At 39.0% G+C, this 19262-nt stretch carries 20 protein-coding genes; 4 read left to right on the plus strand and 16 right to left on the minus strand.

Going from position 1 to position 19262, the window contains the following annotated elements:
- Window positions 1–112: 112 nt before the first annotated feature.
- Window positions 113–574, minus strand: a complete 462-nt coding sequence (locus tag ACO1DI_RS08510; RefSeq protein ID WP_013059446.1) for a DUF441 domain-containing protein — start codon at window positions 572–574, stop codon at window positions 113–115.
- Between the two features lie 113 nt (window positions 575–687).
- Here ACO1DI_RS08510 and ytvI point away from each other — a divergent pair, with 113 nt between their 5' ends.
- Window positions 688–1797, plus strand: coding sequence for a sporulation integral membrane protein YtvI (gene ytvI, locus ACO1DI_RS08515; RefSeq protein WP_042991856.1), 1110 nt, complete (start codon window positions 688–690; stop codon window positions 1795–1797).
- Window positions 1798–1836: 39 nt separating this feature from the next.
- Here the strand turns inward: ytvI and ACO1DI_RS08520 are convergent, their stop codons facing one another.
- The 7 genes from ACO1DI_RS08520 to dnaE all read right to left on the minus strand — a co-directional run bounded on the left by ACO1DI_RS08520 (window position 1837) and on the right by dnaE (window position 12092).
- Window positions 1837–2232: an FxsA family protein gene (locus ACO1DI_RS08520; protein WP_280560412.1), complete on the minus strand. Its 396-nt coding sequence runs from the start codon at window positions 2230–2232 to the stop codon at window positions 1837–1839.
- A 76-nt stretch (window positions 2233–2308) separates the two neighbouring features.
- Window positions 2309–4069, minus strand: a complete 1761-nt coding sequence (gene pyk / locus ACO1DI_RS08525; RefSeq protein ID WP_014458040.1) for a pyruvate kinase — start codon at window positions 4067–4069, stop codon at window positions 2309–2311.
- Between the two features lie 479 nt (window positions 4070–4548).
- The gene (gene accA / locus ACO1DI_RS08530) at window positions 4549–5526 is read right to left on the minus strand and encodes an acetyl-CoA carboxylase carboxyl transferase subunit alpha (protein ID WP_014458039.1); all 978 of its coding nucleotides are present in this window, start codon (window positions 5524–5526) and stop codon (window positions 4549–4551) included.
- Entirely contained in the window at window positions 5520–6401 is an 882-nt protein-coding gene (gene accD / locus ACO1DI_RS08535; protein WP_013059451.1) for an acetyl-CoA carboxylase, carboxyltransferase subunit beta, read from the minus strand. The genes accA and accD overlap by 7 nt, the downstream gene beginning before the upstream one ends.
- A gap of 227 nt (window positions 6402–6628) precedes the next feature.
- Window positions 6629–7243, minus strand: a complete 615-nt coding sequence (locus ACO1DI_RS08540; protein WP_258873864.1) for a FadR/GntR family transcriptional regulator — start codon at window positions 7241–7243, stop codon at window positions 6629–6631.
- Window positions 7244–7310: 67 nt separating this feature from the next.
- Window positions 7311–8540: an NAD(P)-dependent malic enzyme gene (locus ACO1DI_RS08545; protein WP_014458037.1), complete on the minus strand. Its 1230-nt coding sequence runs from the start codon at window positions 8538–8540 to the stop codon at window positions 7311–7313.
- A gap of 201 nt (window positions 8541–8741) precedes the next feature.
- Complete coding sequence (gene dnaE / locus ACO1DI_RS08550; protein WP_423145198.1) at window positions 8742–12092, minus strand: DNA polymerase III subunit alpha; 3351 nt, start codon at window positions 12090–12092, stop codon at window positions 8742–8744.
- Between the two features lie 141 nt (window positions 12093–12233).
- On the opposite strand from dnaE, the gene ACO1DI_RS08555 reads away from it, so the two are divergent.
- Window positions 12234–12569 carry a YtrH family sporulation protein gene (locus ACO1DI_RS08555; RefSeq protein ID WP_013059455.1) on the plus strand — a complete coding sequence of 112 codons (336 nt, stop codon included), beginning with the start codon at window positions 12234–12236 and terminating at the stop codon, window positions 12567–12569.
- A complete protein-coding gene (gene ytrI, locus ACO1DI_RS08560) occupies window positions 12566–13084 on the plus strand; it encodes a sporulation membrane protein YtrI (protein ID WP_014458035.1) in 519 nt (172 codons plus the stop codon). The genes ACO1DI_RS08555 and ytrI overlap by 4 nt, the downstream gene beginning before the upstream one ends.
- 38 nt (window positions 13085–13122) lie before the next feature.
- Here ytrI and ACO1DI_RS08565 read toward each other — a convergent pair whose 3' ends face one another.
- Window positions 13123–14061, minus strand: coding sequence for a DHH family phosphoesterase (locus ACO1DI_RS08565; protein ID WP_014458034.1), 939 nt, complete (start codon window positions 14059–14061; stop codon window positions 13123–13125).
- A gap of 251 nt (window positions 14062–14312) precedes the next feature.
- Here ACO1DI_RS08565 and ACO1DI_RS08570 point away from each other — a divergent pair, with 251 nt between their 5' ends.
- On the plus strand, window positions 14313–14609 hold the full coding sequence (locus ACO1DI_RS08570) for a YtpI family protein (protein WP_042991853.1): 297 nt from the start codon (window positions 14313–14315) through the stop codon (window positions 14607–14609).
- On the opposite strand, the gene ACO1DI_RS08575 is transcribed toward ACO1DI_RS08570, so the two are convergent.
- The 7 genes from ACO1DI_RS08575 to ACO1DI_RS08605 all read right to left on the minus strand — a co-directional run bounded on the left by ACO1DI_RS08575 (window position 14532) and on the right by ACO1DI_RS08605 (window position 19223).
- Entirely contained in the window at window positions 14532–14816 is a 285-nt protein-coding gene (locus tag ACO1DI_RS08575; RefSeq protein WP_423145199.1) for a hypothetical protein, read from the minus strand. The two genes, ACO1DI_RS08570 and ACO1DI_RS08575, sit on opposite strands and share 78 nt — an antisense overlap.
- A 128-nt stretch (window positions 14817–14944) precedes the next feature.
- The gene (locus ACO1DI_RS08580; protein WP_423145200.1) at window positions 14945–16261 is read right to left on the minus strand and encodes a DRTGG domain-containing protein; all 1317 of its coding nucleotides are present in this window, start codon (window positions 16259–16261) and stop codon (window positions 14945–14947) included.
- An 81-nt stretch (window positions 16262–16342) separates the two neighbouring features.
- Entirely contained in the window at window positions 16343–16579 is a 237-nt protein-coding gene (locus tag ACO1DI_RS08585) for a hypothetical protein (protein WP_182420486.1), read from the minus strand.
- Window positions 16580–16677: 98 nt separating this feature from the next.
- A complete protein-coding gene (locus ACO1DI_RS08590; protein ID WP_181170530.1) occupies window positions 16678–16857 on the minus strand; it encodes a hypothetical protein in 180 nt (59 codons plus the stop codon).
- Between the two features lie 135 nt (window positions 16858–16992).
- Complete coding sequence (locus ACO1DI_RS08595) at window positions 16993–17670, minus strand: metal-dependent hydrolase (RefSeq protein WP_042992411.1); 678 nt, start codon at window positions 17668–17670, stop codon at window positions 16993–16995.
- Between the two features lie 113 nt (window positions 17671–17783).
- Window positions 17784–18905, minus strand: coding sequence for an alanine dehydrogenase (gene ald / locus ACO1DI_RS08600; protein ID WP_014458028.1), 1122 nt, complete (start codon window positions 18903–18905; stop codon window positions 17784–17786).
- Window positions 18906–19055: 150 nt separating this feature from the next.
- Window positions 19056–19223: a hypothetical protein gene (locus ACO1DI_RS08605; protein WP_013059463.1), complete on the minus strand. Its 168-nt coding sequence runs from the start codon at window positions 19221–19223 to the stop codon at window positions 19056–19058.
- Window positions 19224–19262: the final 39 nt, after the last annotated feature.

Raw genomic sequence — 19262 nt, forward strand, 5'->3', positions numbered from 1 at the left:
ACAATTGTATGTAAAAAGATGCGGCCTCAAAATATATTATAAACAATTATCTGACTTTTGTGAATCAAAAGAGAGAAGAAATTTTAAAAAAATTATTATTATACAAAAATTTCTACGAAAAAAGTTCAGTTAATTTCATAAATAAATAAGCGATTCCAGCACCGATTAACGGACCTACTGCTACCCCTTGAAACAGCGCCACAGCAAGAATTGTGCCAAAAACTAAAGCGGTCGTAATATGCGGATCATCTTCCAAGAGTGTAAGTCCATATTTAGCAATAATTGCTACAGCAATTCCTGCTCCTAGAGCAATCCAAGCATAAGAAGATTTCACAGCTTCTCCTAATTGTTTGAACCCTATGTCTCCTGTTGCAATTGGCACAAGAACGGCAATTGTAATAACCGTTACTCCAATATTAATTCCTTTTGATTGTAGAAACGGAAAAACCTTACCGTCTAACCCGATTAATTTTAAAATAAGTAAAAATGCAACTGCAATGATTAATGATTGATTTTTAGCCACTAATCCAATTACGAGTAAAACAGCTAAAAAAAGCATGGGTTGTGAGAACATTTTATTCATCCTTTCTTTTTTTATTGTGATAAATCTAAAGCGTATTACGTAAATATTTTATGAGTAGCTTTTTCTTTTGTTGACTATCGTTTACAAGGAGGCCTCTATTTATTGTGTACAAGCTTCATTTACATCGACTATTTCGCTTAGCTTGTGTGTTGGTAATTATTGCAGCATCTATATTTCTTAGTTATTATGTCTCTTCTCTCATATATCCATTTATTATCGCTTGCTGCATCGCTTTTTTCATAAATCCTATGGTTAATCTATTTGAATTGAAGCTGCGTTTACCCCGCTACTTAGCTGTTTTACTATCAATGGTTCTTATCTTCTCTCTTTTGGCCGGACTTATTACGTTACTTATCACAGAAATCATTGCAGGAAGTACGTATTTAGCGAAAGTTGTTCCCACAAATTTCAAAGAAGTGGTCATATTTATTGAAAATATTGCTACAGAACAAATACTTCCGTTTTATGAACGCATTACTTCTATGTTTAATAACTTAAATACCGGTCAGCAAGCAACTATTTTATCGAACATTAAAGGCGTAGGCAACCATATCGCTCAAACGGTGGGTGATTTTTTGCAAAATGTATTGCAAAGCATCCCAGTACTTTTATCCGTATTGCCTAATGCAGCTACTGTGATTATTTTTTCATTACTGGCTACTTTTTTTATTAGTAAAGATTGGTACAAGCTGATGACTAAAAGCAGCGTGTTTATTCCTAAAAAAGTAAGGGAAAATGGACAGACAGTTGTTGTGGAGCTTAAAAATGCACTGTTTGGTTTTATTAAAGCTCAGCTTACGCTTATTTCGATTACCACAATCATTGTTCTTTTTGGTTTACTTGTTCTTAGGGTTGATTATGCTATTACAGTCGCTTTATTGATTGGCTTGGTAGATATTCTTCCTTACCTCGGAACAGGACTGGTTTTTGTTCCTTGGATGATTTATGCCTTTGCAACAGATAACGTGTCATTTGCTGTAGGGCTTTCGGTCTTATATGCTGTAGTACTTGTGCAGCGACAAATTATGGAACCAAAAATTTTGTCATCAAGCATTGGTCTTGATCCTCTCGCTACATTAATTGCTTTATTTGTAGGATATCAACTGATTGGATTTTTCGGATTAATAGTTGGCCCTGTTATTCTTGTTATTCTAAAAACACTTCATACAACGGGGGTTTTTAAAGAAACGTGGCAATTTATTATAGGAAAATGAAAAAGCGTGTGAAAGAAGCTTCTTTCACACACTTTCTAGTTAACGAATAATCGTCATTCGATTACGTCCTTGAAAAAATCTTCTTAGCCACGTTAAAAGAAAAGGCTTAACGATTCTGCGTGTAAACGGCAGCAAAAAGATAAAGCCTACAACATCTGTCAAGAAGCCTGGAAACAGCAGAAACAGTCCGCCAAATAGTACACACATACCATCAAGGATTTCACCGCTTGGAACATGTCCCTGGCTCATCTGGCGCTGTGCTTTTTGAAAAAGAGATGTTCCTTGTTTTTTCGCTAGAAACGCACCAATAAAACTGGTAGCAATAATCAGTAAAAATGTTGACATTACACCAATGAGATGACTTGAATAAATCAAAATCATTACCTCAACAGCAGGTACAATAAGAAGGAGCGGAAGGAGCTTCCTCACCATCATCACCTCTTCGCTTATTGAATTGCCTAAACAAAAAGAGAAGGATTCCCCTTCTCTTTTTTCTATCATCTACGTGTTCTTACAGTACGCTTGCGTGTCCGTTGTATACAACACCACGTGAAGCATCAACTGTAATATCTTGATCTTCTGAGAATACGCTTGTTGCGTTTTCTACGCCTACAATGACAGGAATGCTTAAGTTTAACCCTACTACAGCTGCATGGCTTGTTAGACCGCCTTCTTCTGTAATAAGAGCCCCTGCTTTTTCGATTGCACTGATCATATCGCGATCTGTGCTGTTTGTAACAAGGATAGCACCTTCAGTCATTTTTGCATTTGCTTCTTCAGCAGTTTTAGCAATAACTACTTTACCAACTGCTGCTTTACGACCAATTCCTTGTCCTTTAGCAAGAACGTCACCTACAACTTGAACTTTCATTAAGTTCGTTGCACCTGATTCTCCAACTGGAACACCAGCTGTAATAACCACTAAGTCGCCGTGTGCTACAACGCCTGTTTTTACTGCATCATTTACAGCGTGATCTAACATATCGTCAATTGTGTTTACGCGCTCACCAACAACTGGTGTAACACCCCATACTAGAGACAGACGACGTGCAACAGAATCGTTTGCTGCAACAGCTACGATTGGAGATTGCGGACGATATTTAGAAACGATTTTCGCTGTATAACCACTTTCTGTTGGCGCTACGATTGCACTAGCGTTTAAGTTAAGCGCTGTGTGTACAACAGATTGTCCAATTGCATCTGTAATAGATGGTCCAACTTGCTTGCTGCGCTGTTGTAAAATCTCAGAGTAGTTTAGAGCTTGCTCAGCACGAGAAGCGATTGAATGCATTGTTTGTACAGCTTCAACGGGGTAAGAACCTGCAGCTGTTTCACCAGATAACATAATTGCATCTGTACCATCAAAGATAGCATTGGCAACGTCACTTGCTTCCGCACGAGTCGGGCGCGGGTTGCGTTGCATTGAATCAAGCATTTGTGTAGCTGTAATAACTGGTTTGCCAAGCGCATTACATTGTTTGATTAGATCTTTTTGTACTAATGGTACTTCTTCAGCAGGAATTTCTACTCCTAAGTCACCACGAGCAACCATTAAGCCGTCTGAAACTTCAAGAATTTCTTTGATGTTATCTACGCCTTCTTGGTTTTCGATTTTTGAAATGATTTGAATGTGAGCTGCATTGTGTTTTTCTAGTAGTTCACGAATTTCCAATACATCAGATGCGCGACGCACGAAAGAAGCAGCGATAAAATCAATGCCTTGTTCGATACCGAATACAATATCGTTTGCATCTTTTTCAGTGATACCAGGAAGGTTTACACTTACGTTTGGCACGTTTACACCTTTTTTATTTTTTAATGTACCAGGGTTAAGTACTTTTGTTTTGATTTCACCATCAGTTTTATTGATGTCTAGTACTTCAAGACCGATTAAACCGTCATCTAAAAGGATTTTTGATCCTACGTGTACGTCATCAATTAGACCTGGATATGTAATTGAGAATTTTTCAGTTGTTCCCACTACTTCTGTCATAGACACAATGATTTCAGAGCCTTCTTCTAGCTCAATTGCACCATTTTCCATTGTGTTTGTACGAATTTCAGGTCCTTTTGTATCAAGTAAGATACCTACTGTTTTACCTGTTTGTTTCGCAGCTTCACGAATGTTAACAATACGTGCGCCGTGCTCTTCAAAGTCACCGTGAGAGAAGTTTAGACGACAAACGTTTAAGCCTGAGTTAATTAGTTCAACTAATTTTTCTACACTTTCACTCGCTGGTCCAATAGTACATACAATTTTAGTTTTACGCATTCAAATTTCCTCCTATATATTTACTATTTACTCTTTAGGTAAAGCAAATAGCTATTTCTTTTACTAACCTTTTACTAGCAGGCTGTGAACAAGTATTGTGTTGCCTTACCTTGTCCACCTTGCTTTACGTGTAACTTATGAAATACCTACGTAGCGCTGAATCAAATAGCAAACAAATACACAGCACTTTAACGATGAATTTCTTCATCGTTTGCTTCATATTTTACTATTCCCTGCAATTCATACAGCAATACTTGCTGCCTGGTTTGTCTTATATATCTCACGTTTTAGAGAAAAGACAAACGCTCGCACAGCTGCCAATAACCATAGGAAATTAAAAAAAACACTCTTTTTTCTACTTCTACTTAAAGGTTTTTGCTGTCTATAAAATACCACGAAGAACTTGTAAACACAATAGAGAAGGGCTATACAAACAGCATAAAAACGCGCACCCTTATTTTTCAAGAGTGCACGTTTCTTTATTTTATAGTAATGGCATCGTTTTCAGCTGCAAATTGTCCGATTTTTTTGTATTTTAAATAACGCTCTTCCACTAGCTCGTCTTTTGATAAATTAAGCAGCTCTTTTAATGATTTCTTGATAACGCCCTCCATGTATCCAGCTTGTGCATCGATATCTCGGTGCGCTCCGCCTTTTACCTCTGAAACCACTTCATCTACAATACCAAGTTCTTTCAAATCTGGTGCTGTAATCTTCATCGTTTCAGCTGCTTTTTTCGCAAGAGAAGAATCTTTCCAAAGAATGGCTGCCGCTCCTTCTGGAGAAATAACTGAATACGTGGAGTTCTCAAGCATATGAAGGTGATTTCCTAAACCTAATGCTAAGGCTCCTCCGCTTCCTCCTTCTCCAATCACAATGCAAATAACGGGTACAGTTAAGCCAGCCATTTCGAAAAGGTTTTTCGCAATAGCTTCACTTTGTCCACGTTCTTCTGCCGCTTTCCCTGGATAAGCTCCTTTTGTATCAATAAAGCAAATAATTGGGCGGTTAAATTTCTCCGCTTGCTTCATTAAACGCAGCGCTTTACGGTAGCCTTCTGGATGAGGCATACCAAAATTACGACGAATATTTTCTTTCGTATCTTTACCTCTTTGATGTCCAATCACCGTAACAGGCACGCCATTAAACTTGGCAATTCCTCCTACGATTGCTTCATCATCTCCATAAAAGCGATCTCCATGACACTCTAAAAAGTTTGTAAACAAGCGAGAAATATAATCGAGTGTTGTAGGACGTTCAGGATGACGCGCAATTTGAACACGGTTCCACGGGCTTAGATGGTTGTAAATATCGTTTTCTACTTTTTCTAAGCGATTTTCCAACTTATCAATTTCGCTAGATAAATCCACTTCTGTATTTTTAGCAAACTCTTTAAGCTCTGCAATCTTGTTTCGCAACTCAACAATTGGACGTTCAAATTCTAATTCGCTTACCACTCGATGTCACCTCCTGCTACGTGTATATCTAAAATAGTTGTTAACGTTTCTTTTAAATCATGACGGTCAATAACTCCGTCTAGCTGACCATGCTTCAACAGAAATTCCGACGTCTGAAAATCTTCTGGAAGCTCTTCTCTAATTGTCTGTTCAATAATACGTCTTCCAGCAAAGCCAATTAACGCGCCAGGCTCGGCTAAATTATAATCGCCTAGCGAAGCAAAGCTTGCTGATACTCCTCCTGTAGTAGGATGTGTCATAATCGAAATGATTAAGCCGCCTTCATCACTGAACATTTTAAGAGCTGCGCTAGTTTTAGCCATTTGCATCAAGCTCAGAACACCTTCTTGCATACGTGCACCGCCTGAAGCTGTGAAAATAAGGAATGGAACATGCATTTCCTTCGCTTTTTCAATGGCGCGAGTAATTTTCTCGCCGACTACAGAGCCCATGCTTCCCATACGGAAGTGTGAATCCATAACAGCAACTACTACTTTAATGCCTTCAATATCTCCTTCACCCGTAACAATCGCTTCACTCAAATTAGTTTTCTCACGATCTTTTTCGAGCTTTTCAAGATAATCAGGGAACCCAAGAGGATTTTCTGACGTCATATCTTTGTCGTATTCAACAAACGTTCCGCTGTCGATCAAGCTTTCGATACGCTCTGGTGCTGTCATTTGATGATGATATCCACAGTTTAAGCATACTTTTAAGTTTTTATTTAACTCTTTCGTATACATTATTTTTTTACACTTTTTACACTTGGTCATAATTCCTTCAGGTACATCTTGTCTCATATGCTCAGAAGGAATCGTAGCATATTTTCGTTTTTTTGGAGTTTTTGTGTTTTTTGTAAATAAATCTCGTAACAAGGTGTAACCTCCTTTTGGTTCTTTTCTTTATCATAAGAACCTTTATTCTTCCTCTTCTTCTACTATTTACAAGTTGTGAAAATCCGCCTCAAATACAAATCAAGTGACGGATAGACAAAAATTGGACGAATTGTTCGCTTCACTTTATTAGTTACTATTTACTTTACTAGATGACTGTTTGATTTTGTGTAGAAAGATGGCATGTCTCTTTCGACAAATTCCTTCTTTCACACTTGTTTGTAGCACTGATGGTGAAGATTTAATACAGCTGCTTCATCTTTTTTAGCTAACGCCTCTACTAATTCACTTATCAGAGTGTCGCTTGGCGCTGAGTTTTGTTGAAAAGTTTGAGAAAAACGGCAAATAATCAGCCAGATTCGGTGTAATAGTCGATTAGGCTGCAAAGAAAACAAATAGTCAAACAAGTTCTTCAAACAATCGTCATTCTGCTTTTGAACTGCTTTCGAAACATTGATTTCGTCCTGTTCCGCTAAAACAAAATACAAACAGCTCTTTTCAAGAATATATCTCGTCTGAATTAAATCTGATTTTGTTTTACCGTCTTGTACTAAAAAAGTAGCTAATAAATCAATAAATTGATGATCCCCTACTTCTTTAATAAACGTACCTTCACCTCTTCTAGTTTCAATCAACCCAATTAGCTCTAACGCTCTGAGCGCTTCTCGAACGGAAGAACGTCCTGCGCCTAACCGTTCAGAAAGCTCTCGTTCTGACGGGATTTTATCCCCCGTAGTTAAACGATCGTCTTCCATTAGCTGGCGAATTTGTTTTAGAATTTCTACATATACTTTTGAACGTTCATTCTTCAAGTTTACTACCACTCACTTTACATTACTTTAACAGGCATGCTTGAAGCATCATGCCTGTCAAAGAACAGTTGATGTAACCTTATTCAATAATCGCTAAGCGACGTGTGTTTTCAGCTACGGTTTCTGGCTTTACTTTTATTCGGGCAACCCCTGTTTCCATAGCTGCTTTTGCAACAGCGGCGGCTACTGCCGGAGCCACTCGTGCATCAAATGGACCTGGAATCACATAGTCTGTATTCAAGTCCTCTTCCGTAATTAAATTAGCAATGGCCTCAACTGCAGCCATTTTCATTTTTTCATTAATATGAGTAGCACGCACATCTAGTGCACCTCGGAATATCCCCGGAAACGCTAAGACATTGTTCACTTGATTAGGAAAATCAGAACGTCCGGTGCCGATTACTTTCGCGCCAGCTTTTTTAGCTTCTTCTGGCATAATTTCAGGCACGGGATTTGCCATTGCAAAAATGATTGGGTCTGGATTCATCTTTCCAATCATCTCCGGTGTGAGTGCTCCTTCAACCGAAACTCCAATAAATACGTCAGCTTCTTCTAAAGCATCAGCTAACGTACCTTCTACTTTGCTTCGATTTGTATAGGCTGCAACTTCATCTTTTATACGGTTCATGCCGTGAGGACGCTTGTCATAAATCGTTCCTTTGGAATCACACATAATGATATCGCGCACTCCATAGCTGTATAATAATTTAATAATAGCAATGCCAGCAGCTCCTGCTCCATTCGCTACCACTTTGATTTGTGACATCTTTCTTCCTGTCAGCTTCAGGGCATTAAGAAGACCCGCTACCGTAACAATAGCCGTCCCATGCTGATCATCATGAAAAACCGGGATATTTGTTTCCTTTTTCAACCGCTCTTCAATTTCAAAACAGTTAGGAGCCGCAATATCTTCTAAATTAACGCCTCCAAAAGTAGGTTCTAGCAATTTAACAGTTTCTATAATTTTGTCCACATCTGTCGTGTTTAAACAAATTGGGAATGCATCTACGCCGGCAAAACTTTTAAAAAGGACAGCTTTCCCTTCCATTACTGGCAGAGCAGCTTCAGGACCTATGTTGCCCAAGCCCAATACGGCAGTGCCATCAGATACAACAGCTACCATATTTCCTTTCATCGTATATTCATATACATTGTTTACATCATCATATATTTCTTTGCAAGGTTCTGCTACACCAGGGGAATAAGCAAGGCTTAAATCCTCTGCGTTTCGAACAGGAATTTTGGACTTTGATTCTAGTTTACCTTTGTTAATGCGGTGCATATGCAATGCTTCTTCACGTAAAGACAATGAATTTCACTCCCAATAAACAAAATGATAACAAATACTGCGCCTGAACCATGTTCTTTCCCACACTCATATGATGTTATAAATCTAATTGCATTTCATTTCAAGAAAAACGCATCTAATTCGTATATTTCATAAAAAAACGGTGGTCAGACCACTTTTTTAACTATTTTACCATATAACATCACATGAAATCTGTAAAGACTATATCTTCTTGAACACAACGTGCTTCTCTCCTAGCATTGTTTTTAAAGTTTTTATTAACTCGTCGCTTCGTTCAATAGAATAGTGAACGGGAAGCTTGACCAATTGACGTTCTGCCTCATAATAAATTTTCACGGGGATTTTCCCTCTATGAGACTTAAAATGCTGGTAAATAGTATGAAGCAGCTTTTCTGTACCTTGCTTTGTTTCTATACGTAAGTATAATTCTTCCGACGGTAGTTTTTGAACCGCCTCGCTAGCAGCTTCCGCACGTTGACAAACAATTTGCTGCTGCCCATTTCTTTCATCTATTTTTCCTTGTATCAGTAAAACCTTCCCTTGTTCAAACAGCGGACGATTCTGCTCAAATACCCGAGGAAACGCAACAACTTCTCCTTCTCCACTTTCATCCGTGATGCGTAAAAAGGCCATTTGCTCTCCTTTTTTCGTTCGAATGACGCGAATTTCCAACACAAATACTAAAAGAGAGACCGCTTTTCCTGAAGCGTATTCTCTCATATCGTGAAGAGAAACAACAGAATAAAAGGAATTCAGTGCTTCATACTGAGAAGCAGGGTGGCTTGATAAATAAAAACCTAGCATATCTTTTTCATACTGAAGCCGATCTTCTATTTTCAGCTCCTCTTTTTCCATATATTTAGGCTTTAACGAAAATTCATCTCCAAATCCAAAGTCATCATCTGGGAGTACCAAGCTGGCATGTTCAAATGCTACATCAATCGTTGCTAATAAAGTAGCTCGATTTTCTCTAAACTCATCAAAGCCTCCAGACAGAATCAAAGCTTCAAGGGCCTTTTTATTCACAGCTTTTTGTGAAACACGTGCACAAAAATCAAATAAGTCTTCAAATCTTTTTTTCTTTCGCTCTTCTGTTATTTCCTGCATAGCTGCTGCACCAATATGTTTAATGGCTGCAAGGCTATACCTTATACTTTCACCTTCTACGTTAAACGAATACATGCTCTTGTTAATAGAAGGCGGGAGAACTTGTATTTTTTTTCTTTTTAGTTCATTAATATATTGAGCAATTTTTCCTTCATTTCCAATAACGCTCGTTAATAAAGCTGAAAAGAACTGTAGCGGGTAATGTGCTTTCAAATAAGCTAACTGATAGGCTACCATACTGTAAGCAACGGCATGGCTTCGGTTGAAGCCATAATCAGCAAAGCGCACAATAAGGTCATATACTCGATTAGCAACGGATAGGTCATATCCTTTCTTTTCGCTTCCTTGAACAAAATGAGCTCGTTCACGATCAAGCACTGCACGCTCTTTTTTACTAACTGCTCTTCTCAACAAATCTGCTTCTCCAAGAGAAAAGCCAGCCATTTTTGAAGCAATCTGCATAATTTGCTCTTGATACACGATAACGCCGTGCGTGGATTGTAAAATGTCTTTAAGCGTAGGATGATCATATATGACCTTCTCCACGCCGTGCTTGCGCTTAATATAAGTTGGAATATTTTCCATTGGACCAGGTCTATACAGCGCGTTGACCGCTACGATATCTTCTAGCTCTGTAGGTTTTAATTGCTGAAGCACTCTTCTCATGCCATCTGACTCTAGCTGAAAAATCCCTGTCGTATCTCCTTTGCTCAGCAGTTCAAAAGTTTTTTGATCGTTAAATGGTATATGAGAAAGTGACAGCTTTCGATTCATGTCCCGCTCAATTTTCTTTAAAATATGATCTAAAATGGTTAAGTTGCGCAAACCTAAAAAGTCCATTTTCAAAAGCCCAACGTCTTGCAGAGCTTCCATTGGATATTGAGTTAGATATACATCATCATGTCCTTCTTGTACAGCTACAGACTGCGTCAGAGGCTTCTCACTAATCACAACGCCTGCTGCGTGTGTGGAAGTATGCCTTGGCAGTCCTTCTATCTTCATCGCAATGTTATACCATTGTTTTCTGGCTTCATTTTCAGATAAATAGTCTTGAAGAACTCTTGAATCACGAAGGGCGCTTTTTAACGTTGTACCTGGTTTAGTTGGAATCGCTTTGGACATTTTGTTTAGCGCCTCTTGATCATATCCCATCACTCTCCCTACATCACGTACGGCTGCTTTAGCTGCTAATGTTCCAAACGTAATAATTTGAGCTACATGCAGCGCTCCATATTTTTGAGCCACATACTGAATGACTTGATCTCGTTTGTTATCAGGAAAATCAATATCAATATCAGGCATCGAAATACGTTCAGGGTTTAAAAAGCGCTCAAAGAGAAGCTGATGCTGAATTGGATCAACATTTGTAATTCGTAAGGCGTATGAGACCAGTGAGCCTGCCGCTGAACCACGGCCTGGCCCCGTTAAAATACCGTGTTCATGAGCATAATTCATAAAATCCCATACGATAAGAAAGTAATCACTAAAGCGCATATTTTCAATAATATTCAGCTCATAATCCAAGCGTTCCTCGTATTGTTCCGTGATCACTTGAACTCTTTCTTGCAATCCTTTTTCGCAGAGAGTGCGCAAGTAGGCTGATGATGTAACAGACGGAGGAACAGGGTATTTTGGAATAGACATTACGCCTAGAGAAATTTCGAGCTCGCATCGTCTTGCGATTTTTATACTTTCTTCTATTAAAAAATGCTGATCATGAAAGAGAACTTCCATTTCATGAGGTGATTTGAAATAGTACTCGCTGCTTTCTTCTTGCACCTGTTCACCGCTATGTAATTTCTCTCCGTCTCGAATAGCCGCTAAGCAATCATATGCGTCCCGATCTTCTTTTTTTAAATATTTCACTTGATTCGTCGCAACAAGCGGGACATTTTCTTCAGCAGCAAGCTCCGTTAACTGCTGATTTATCAAAGCTTCATCCTGTCCGTGGCGCTGTATGGATATATACAAAGAGTGCGAATATACTTTTTTAAAGAATTGAAGCACTCGCTTTGCATCTTGAAGCTTGTTTTCTGCTAGCAGAGTTTCTACTTCTCCCGTTACACCAGGTGTAATAGCAATCAGCCCGCTACTGTAATGCTGGAGCCATTTTTTATTTACACCTTGTTTTTCCTTGGTTTGAACTAAACTGCTTAGTTTTAATAGATTTTCATATCCCTTATCATTTTCCGCTAACAGAACTAAAGGGTACGCTCGCTCGCTTTCTTCGTGTTCTAGAATTGATAATGTGAGCCCAATAATTGGCTTGATCCCCGCTTTCACGCAGGCTTTATAAAAAGGAATGACTCCGTACATTACATTTTCATCGGTCAAAGCAATCGCTTCATAGTTCATTTTTTTAGCTATTTCTACAAGTTCATGAATACGAACGGAACTGCTTAGTAAGCTATAAGAACTTTGAAGCTGTAAGTGAACAAAAGGCACAGGACTTCCCACCTTTCTTTAATTCTTTATTTTCATTATAAATTTTGTTGCGGGCGTAGACAAATTACATAACTCTGAACGTTTGTCCATATATATGTAGGAAGCATGAGTTATCAATAAAATAGTAAAGGAGGACGCGTCATGACAAAAGAGCCTTTTATGTCTCTTTTCATTTGGAGTTACTTTACTTCATTAGGTATTATTTTAGGCGGTTCATTAATCGGAGCATTTGCGGGGTTTTTAATTGGAAAATCTCCCCTGTACGTCATGCATACCCTCAGCAATAGCTTAAAAATTTGGGCAATTGTCGGAGCTATCGGAGGAACATTTGATACGTTTTACAGCTTTGAGCGAGGACTCTTTGAAGGAGCCACAAAAGATGTATTCAAACAAATCCTTTTAATTCTATCCGCTATGGGAGGAGCTCAGACTGGGGCTCTGATCATCAAGTGGTTAACTCAGGAGCATTTTGTATGAGGGTACCCAGTGAGCGAATGTTCAAGCGCTCCGACTGGCAGCGTTTTTTTGCCGGTATAGTCATTGGAGCAATTGTCAGCTGGGGAGTGTTTTTAACGATTTATGGCGTTTCAAGAGATAGAGAGCTAGAGGAGATTCGAATTGCTAATGATAAGCTAAAAAAAGCAAATTTGCAAATTAGCGCATGGCAAGAAGATGTAAAAGCATTAAACAAGGAAATGAAGCAGCATTTGATTATTCAAAATGTGAAAGTAAAATTAGTAAACGGCCATCGTTATAAAGTAAACTCTGTGGTTGAATACAATATTCAAAAAAGCGTCGACGAAGAAGCGCAGCACTTAATTGCCCAAGATATTGAAAGTGCGTATCGAAGCAGGGATATCTTAAAAAAAGCAATTGAGAATAAAAAATACGAATTCGATAAAACGATTTATGAAGTTGAAGTTCATCAAATTTATTTTTATACAACGCTCTCGATTGAAGTTCGAATTAAAAAGATGGAAAAAGTACTCTAAAAAGCCGCTGATTTAAAATCAACGGCTTATTTTATAGATTACTTCTGACTGCAGAGCTCTTCTAAATCAAGTAGTAAAGGCTCTACTTCTTCCCATGAATAAATGGAAGCGCCGGACGCAAGAGGATGACCTCCTCCGTTGTATTTTCTAGCAATTGTATTAATGACAAGCTCTTTTGAACGAAGGCGAACACGAATTTGATTTTCTTCTTCCACAAAAAACACCCACGTTTTTACTCCATCAATTTGCCCTAACGAACCGACTAGCTGAGAGGCATCAGCTGGTGTAACATCATATTTGCGAAGAATTTCATTTGGAATTTTCATATGAGCAACTCCTGCTGGAGACATCGTAAAGTTTTGCAGCACATATCCATGTAAGTGAGCGACGTTTTCTTTTGTTTTGTATAACTGATCATATACATCTTTAAAATTGAAACCATATTGAATCAATTCACTTGCATAGCAAAACGTTTTCGGCTTTGTATTTGGAAATAAAAATCGACCCGTATCTCCGACGATACCGCTGAAGATCAGCTTTGCTCCTTCATCATTCAGAGATAACCCCTTTTCTTTTCCTTCCAAGTAAAATTCATAAATCATTTCGCTTGTTGAAGAAGCAGACGTCTCAACCCAAAGCAAATCACCGTAAGGAGTTTGGTTTGGATGGTGATCAATTTTAATGACCATTTTTCCATTTACGTAGCGCTGATCTGATACTCGTGCTTCATTAGCCGTATCACAAACAATGACAAGCGCATCCTCATAGGTCTCATCAGCGATATCATCCATACGGTATAAAAATTTTAATGACTCCGCTTCTTCTCCCGTTACGTATACCTTCTTCTCGGGAAAAGATGTTTTTAACAATTCCGCTAATCCGCACTGAGATCCGTATGCATCTGGATCTGGACGAATGTGCCGGTGAATAATGATGGTGTCAAACTGCTTAATAGCTTCTAATATTTGTGCTTTCATTTTCTCTCTCCTGTCAATACTGTTCTTGTTTTATGTACGTACCACGTGCACTTACATTTCCACAGCGCTGTATCCATATTATTTATTAAATCATATCTCTTCTCTTTTTTAAAAGAAGAATCAATCAATAGTAGAATTTTCTGTCATCGACCTGTAAAATAATAGATACTACTGTAAACACTTTCAACACTAACGGTTACTAGCATCTAGAAACATTACGGATAGAAATACACCGGACTGGAGGGGCGTTTGTGCCATTTTTTATGATTTTAATCGTTGTGTCCTTTGTTTTCTACATGTATTTAAAAGTAAAATACGTACGTTCGAAACGTCCGATGGAACGAAAGTGGATTTCCGCTAAATCGAGTGTTTGCCTCGGTTCTTTCGTGTTATTTTTCGGCATCAATCAATGGTTTATTTACGAAACAAACCTTTCGCTTATCATCGGCATATTATTTGTATTATTCGGTTCAGGCAGTATAATTGCAGGTGTCAAAGCTTATAAGCACTATCAGCCTTATGCAATAAAAGAAGCAGATCAAATGTAAAAAAGGCTGAGGCATAATGAGAGGAATCCAATCTAAAGACGAACAAATGGGAGACATGAGCTGAACCGCTTGAGACACCGCCGTTGATTTCCGTGCAAGACTTCGCTTTCCGCGGGCGGACGCTGAGCCTCCTCGTCGCTTACGCTCCTGCGGGGTCTCATCTATTCCGTTTTTCCCGCAGGAGTCTTCGTCTTGCCCTCCAATCAACGGCTAGAAGAATCTAAACAGGTGAAACCTACGTTTACCCTAACAAAAAAAACGAACCACTCATCAACATGGTTGATAAATGGTTCGTTTTTCACTTCGTCTAACATACTTTTGTCCCAGCTTCTTTTTTATACCCTGTCCAATAACTGAGCCATCATCATCGCTTTTCCTACTACAACTCCGGCGTTGTAGACTTCTACATCTAATTTAGCAAACTTCCGACCAAGTTCTAGCAGCTTAGGGCGAATTTCAATTACACTTTCAATTTGAACCGGCTTAATAAAATAAACGGTGATGTTTTCAATAACCAAATCACCTTTTTTATATAAGCGAAGAACGCAATTGGCAGCTTCCGTCACAATAGTAGTAAAAACTCCGTATGAAATAGTTCCCATATAATTCGTCATTTGCGGCGTTACTTCACAGCGATAGACCGGTGCTTCCTTTGTCTCTTGTACGTCCATAAATTGATTCGTTACAATGTCATCAATGGTTTCTCCTACCTGCGGTTGACGCTGAATCATTTGCAGCGCTTTTAAGACATCTTGACGGCTGATAATGCCTTCTAGTCGGTGGTAATCGTCCACTACAGGCAGCACTTCAATCCCTTCCCATACCATCATATGAGCAGAAGAAGCGACCGATGTTTTCCCGTGAACGGTCATCGGATTTTTCGTCATAACTTTTTCAATTGAAGTGGAAAGATCATATCCAATAACATCTTTTGAGGTGACCATACCATGAACTTTCATATGCTGATCTACTACAGGAAAACGACTGTGGTGCGTTTGATCGTTACAGTCGTGCCATTTTTCAATCGTATCGGTTAACTGCAGGCTAACCGCTTCAGAGACGGGTGTTAAAATATCCTCTACAAGCACAATTTCTTTTTTTATCAGCTGATCATAAATAGCACGATTAATCATCGTTGCAACTGTAAATGTATCATAGCTCGTTGAAATAATAGGAAGCTTAAGATCATCCGCAAGCTTCTTAACCCATTCTTCCGTATCAAAGCCGCCCGTAATTAACACGGCTGCTCCTGCTTCAAGAGCTAATTCATGAGCGTTTACTCGATTCCCTACGATAAGAAGGTTTCCGGCCTCGGTATATCTCATCATAGCATCAAGCTTCATCGCTCCAATAACAAACTTGTTTAACGTTTTATGCAAGCCTTCACGTCCGCCCAGCACTTGTCCATCCACGATGTTTACTACTTCAGCAAACGTGAGCTTTTCAATGTTTTCTTTCTTCTTTCGTTCAATTCGAATGGTTCCAACTCGTTCAATCGTTGAAACATATCCTTTATTTTCCGCGTCTTTTATTGCTCGGTACGCCGTGCCTTCACTGACATTCAGTTCTTTGGCAATTTGGCGCACTGAAATTTTTTCACCAATTGGAAGCGAATCGATATACTGTAAAATTTGCTCATGTTTTGTCGCCACGTGTACTTCACCCTTCTAAAACGTTTTTACGTTTCATATGTCTTTTCTTTTATTATACGGGGGAAGTGAAATGGATTCAATCTAACCTCTTTGACGCAAAGGCTTTCTCGCACTATTTTTTTGAATACCTGCCTTCTTGCGGCGCGGTGTATAAAGCAGTGATGACAAATTGCCTCCAGCTACAAAAAGAGCAAAAGTAAGCCAGCTTATACTAAAAATTCCTTGCAAACTCGAAGTTGTTAACACTAAGTGCGGCATTGCATAGTAAAGCATCCCCCCGCATAGTAAAAGCGATAAAATAACTCGATTTTTTTCCATAGCTCTCCCTCCTTATTATTACTATCGTATGCGGGAGAGTAAAAAAAGCAGAACGCTTCTTTGCAAATAAAAAGAGATTAAGACATATCTGCATCGATTCAATCTAAAGACGAACAAATGTGAGACATGAGCTGAACCGCTTGTGACACCGCAGTTGATTTCCGTGCAAGACTTCGCTTTCCGCGGGCGGTCGGTGAGCCTCCTCGTCGCTTGCACTCCTGTGGGGTCTCACCTATTCCGCTTTTCCCCCAGGAGTATTCGTCTTGCCCTCTAATCAACAGCTAGAAGCCGCTACATATACGAAACCTACGTTCACCATAACAATAAAAAAAGAACGAGTGATCGATATTATCGATTACTCGTTCTTTTTTAACTTTCAACTGAAATCGTTTTGTCCCAGCCTCTATTTAGGATTAAAGTTCCAATCCTTCTCCAGCTTTTAATACTTTTCCTTCAATACCGGATAAAGACTCAACAAATTGATGAGGATCTTGCTTAATTACAGGAAATGTATTGTAGTGAATTGGCACAACAAGCTTTGCCTGCACCCATTCCGCTGCGATAGCCGCATCTTCAGGTCCCATTGTAAAGTTATCTCCAATTGGAAGAAATGCTACGTCAGGCTCATGGCGACCAATTAACTTTAAATCAGAAAATAAAGCCGTATCTCCAGCATGATAAATTGTCTTTCCTTCAATCGTTAAAAGCAAGCCAGCTGGCATTCCTGTATAAATAATTTTCTCATTATTTTCTGTATAACTTGAACCGTGGAAAGCTTGGGTCAATTTCACCGTACCAAAATCAAATGTATAGGCTCCACCTATGCTCATTGGATGTACGTTTAAGCCTTGCCAGCTAAGATATGTAGCTAATTCTGCTACTGCCACAACAAGTGCACCGCTGCGCTTAGCAATTTCCACCGTGTCGCCTACATGATCATTATGGCCATGAGTCAGTAAAATCACATCTGCTTTTACATCTTCAGCATTTAAATCTGTTAATTCATTTCCAGTGATAAACGGGTCAATTAAAATTGTTTTTCCTTTTGTTTCAATTTTAACAACAGAATGTCCATGATAAGAAACGTGCATCATATATTCTCTCCTTTTACACTAACCTTTTCTGTATTCTACCCGTCTGTTTTGGTTACAAAACAAGTGAATACGCGGCTATCATATCACAAACTGCGCAAAAACATGCCTTATTATGCTTGCTCTAATAAAGTTGTTGCATCAGCGTAAGTTAGACCGTGTGCATCTGCTACAGCCGCGTAAGTGACAAACCCATTTAGGGTGTTGATGCCTTGAAGAAGAGAAGGGTTTTTTAAGCACGCTTTTTTATACCCCTGATTTGCTATTTGCAAAGCATAAGGCACCGTTACGTTGGTCAGCGCTAAGGTCGACGTGCGGGGAACAGCTCCTGGCATATTAGCAACAGCATAATGCAAGACCTCATGCTTCGAATAAGTCGGGTTATCGTGAGTGGTAATGCGATCAGTTGTTTCAAAAATTCCACCTTGATCAATGGCAATATCAACTACAACTGACCCTTTTGACATCGTTTGAACCATTTCCTCGGTGACAAGCTTTGGCGCTTTAGCCCCTGGTATGAGAACCGCTCCTATCACTAAATCTGACTCCTTTACAGATTGTGCGATATTGTAGTGATTTGACATTAATGTTGTCACTTCTTTACCAAATAAATCATCCAGCTGGCGAAGGCGATCAGCGTTTAAATCAATTATTGTAACATCAGCCCCTAATCCGACCGCAATTTTAGCAGCGTTGGTTCCCGCTACTCCTCCTCCAATAATTGTTACTTTTCCTCTTTGCACGCCTGGCACTCCACTTAACAAAATCCCTTTGCCACCTTTGGTTTTCTCCAAAAATTGAGCTCCAATTTGAGAAGACATTCTTCCTGCAACTTCGCTCATCGGCGTTAACAGAGGCAAGCTTTTATTTGGAAGCTGTACCGTTTCATAAGCGATACCCACTACCTTTTTATCAATCAATGCTTTCGTTAACGCTTCTTCAGCTGCCAAATGTAAATACGTAAACAAAATAAGTCCTTCACGAAAATATCCGTATTCTTCTGAAATCGGTTCTTTTACTTTCATAACCATTTCAGCATCCCATGCTTCTTTTGCAGTATTTACAATAGAAGCTCCTGCATTTGTGTAATCTTCATCATGGAATCCAGAGCCTTCTCCTGCCTGTGTTTCAATATATACATCATGCCCACCGTTAACTAAAGCTGTAACACCAGCTGGAGTAATAGCCACGCGATTTTCATTGTTTTTCACTTCTTTCGGCACTCCAATTTTCACCTTTATCCCTCTTTTCTTATATCAGTGATTAACTGAAAAAAGAACGCCACACCAAATCCTTTAGAAAACCGGATTTACTATGACGTTACCTTTCGATAGAGCTCAGCATAATCCTGCTTTTCTTAGTTTATATACAGTATATGCATGTAGTTATTCATATAGTTCGTTATCACTCTGTGCTTCTGGATTTTCAACTACAGAAGCCATAGCATCGCCAATAACGCCGCTTGAATAAGAATCCATTAGTTGTCTTGATGTCTCTTTTTCTCCTTCAAAATCATATTCATATACATGCTGCGGATGTTTTTTGTCTTTCATATGTCACTTCTCCTTTTTCACTCTATTTTCTTTACGAAT

The sequence above is a fragment of the Priestia sp. 40 genome (genome assembly GCF_049368575.1).
GTDB lineage: Bacteria > Bacillota > Bacilli > Bacillales > Bacillaceae_H > Priestia > Priestia zanthoxyli.

Coding starts and splice junctions, on each gene's coding strand:
- ACO1DI_RS08595 (WP_042992411.1), bottom strand. CDS start 17,670: ATGCACGTTTCTTATCATGGACATTCTGTTGTTAAAATTGAAACAAAA.
- ytrI (WP_014458035.1), top strand. CDS start 12,566: ATGAGGGTACCCAGTGAGCGAATGTTCAAGCGCTCCGACTGGCAGCGT.
- ACO1DI_RS08585 (WP_182420486.1), bottom strand. CDS start 16,579: ATGGAAAAAAATCGAGTTATTTTATCGCTTTTACTATGCGGGGGGATG.
- ACO1DI_RS08565 (WP_014458034.1), bottom strand. CDS start 14,061: ATGAAAGCACAAATATTAGAAGCTATTAAGCAGTTTGACACCATCATT.
- pyk (WP_014458040.1), bottom strand. CDS start 4,069: ATGCGTAAAACTAAAATTGTATGTACTATTGGACCAGCGAGTGAAAGT.
- ACO1DI_RS08510 (WP_013059446.1), bottom strand. CDS start 574: ATGTTCTCACAACCCATGCTTTTTTTAGCTGTTTTACTCGTAATTGGA.
- ACO1DI_RS08555 (WP_013059455.1), top strand. CDS start 12,234: ATGACAAAAGAGCCTTTTATGTCTCTTTTCATTTGGAGTTACTTTACT.
- ACO1DI_RS08605 (WP_013059463.1), bottom strand. CDS start 19,223: ATGAAAGACAAAAAACATCCGCAGCATGTATATGAATATGATTTTGAA.
- ACO1DI_RS08520 (WP_280560412.1), bottom strand. CDS start 2,232: ATGATGGTGAGGAAGCTCCTTCCGCTCCTTCTTATTGTACCTGCTGTT.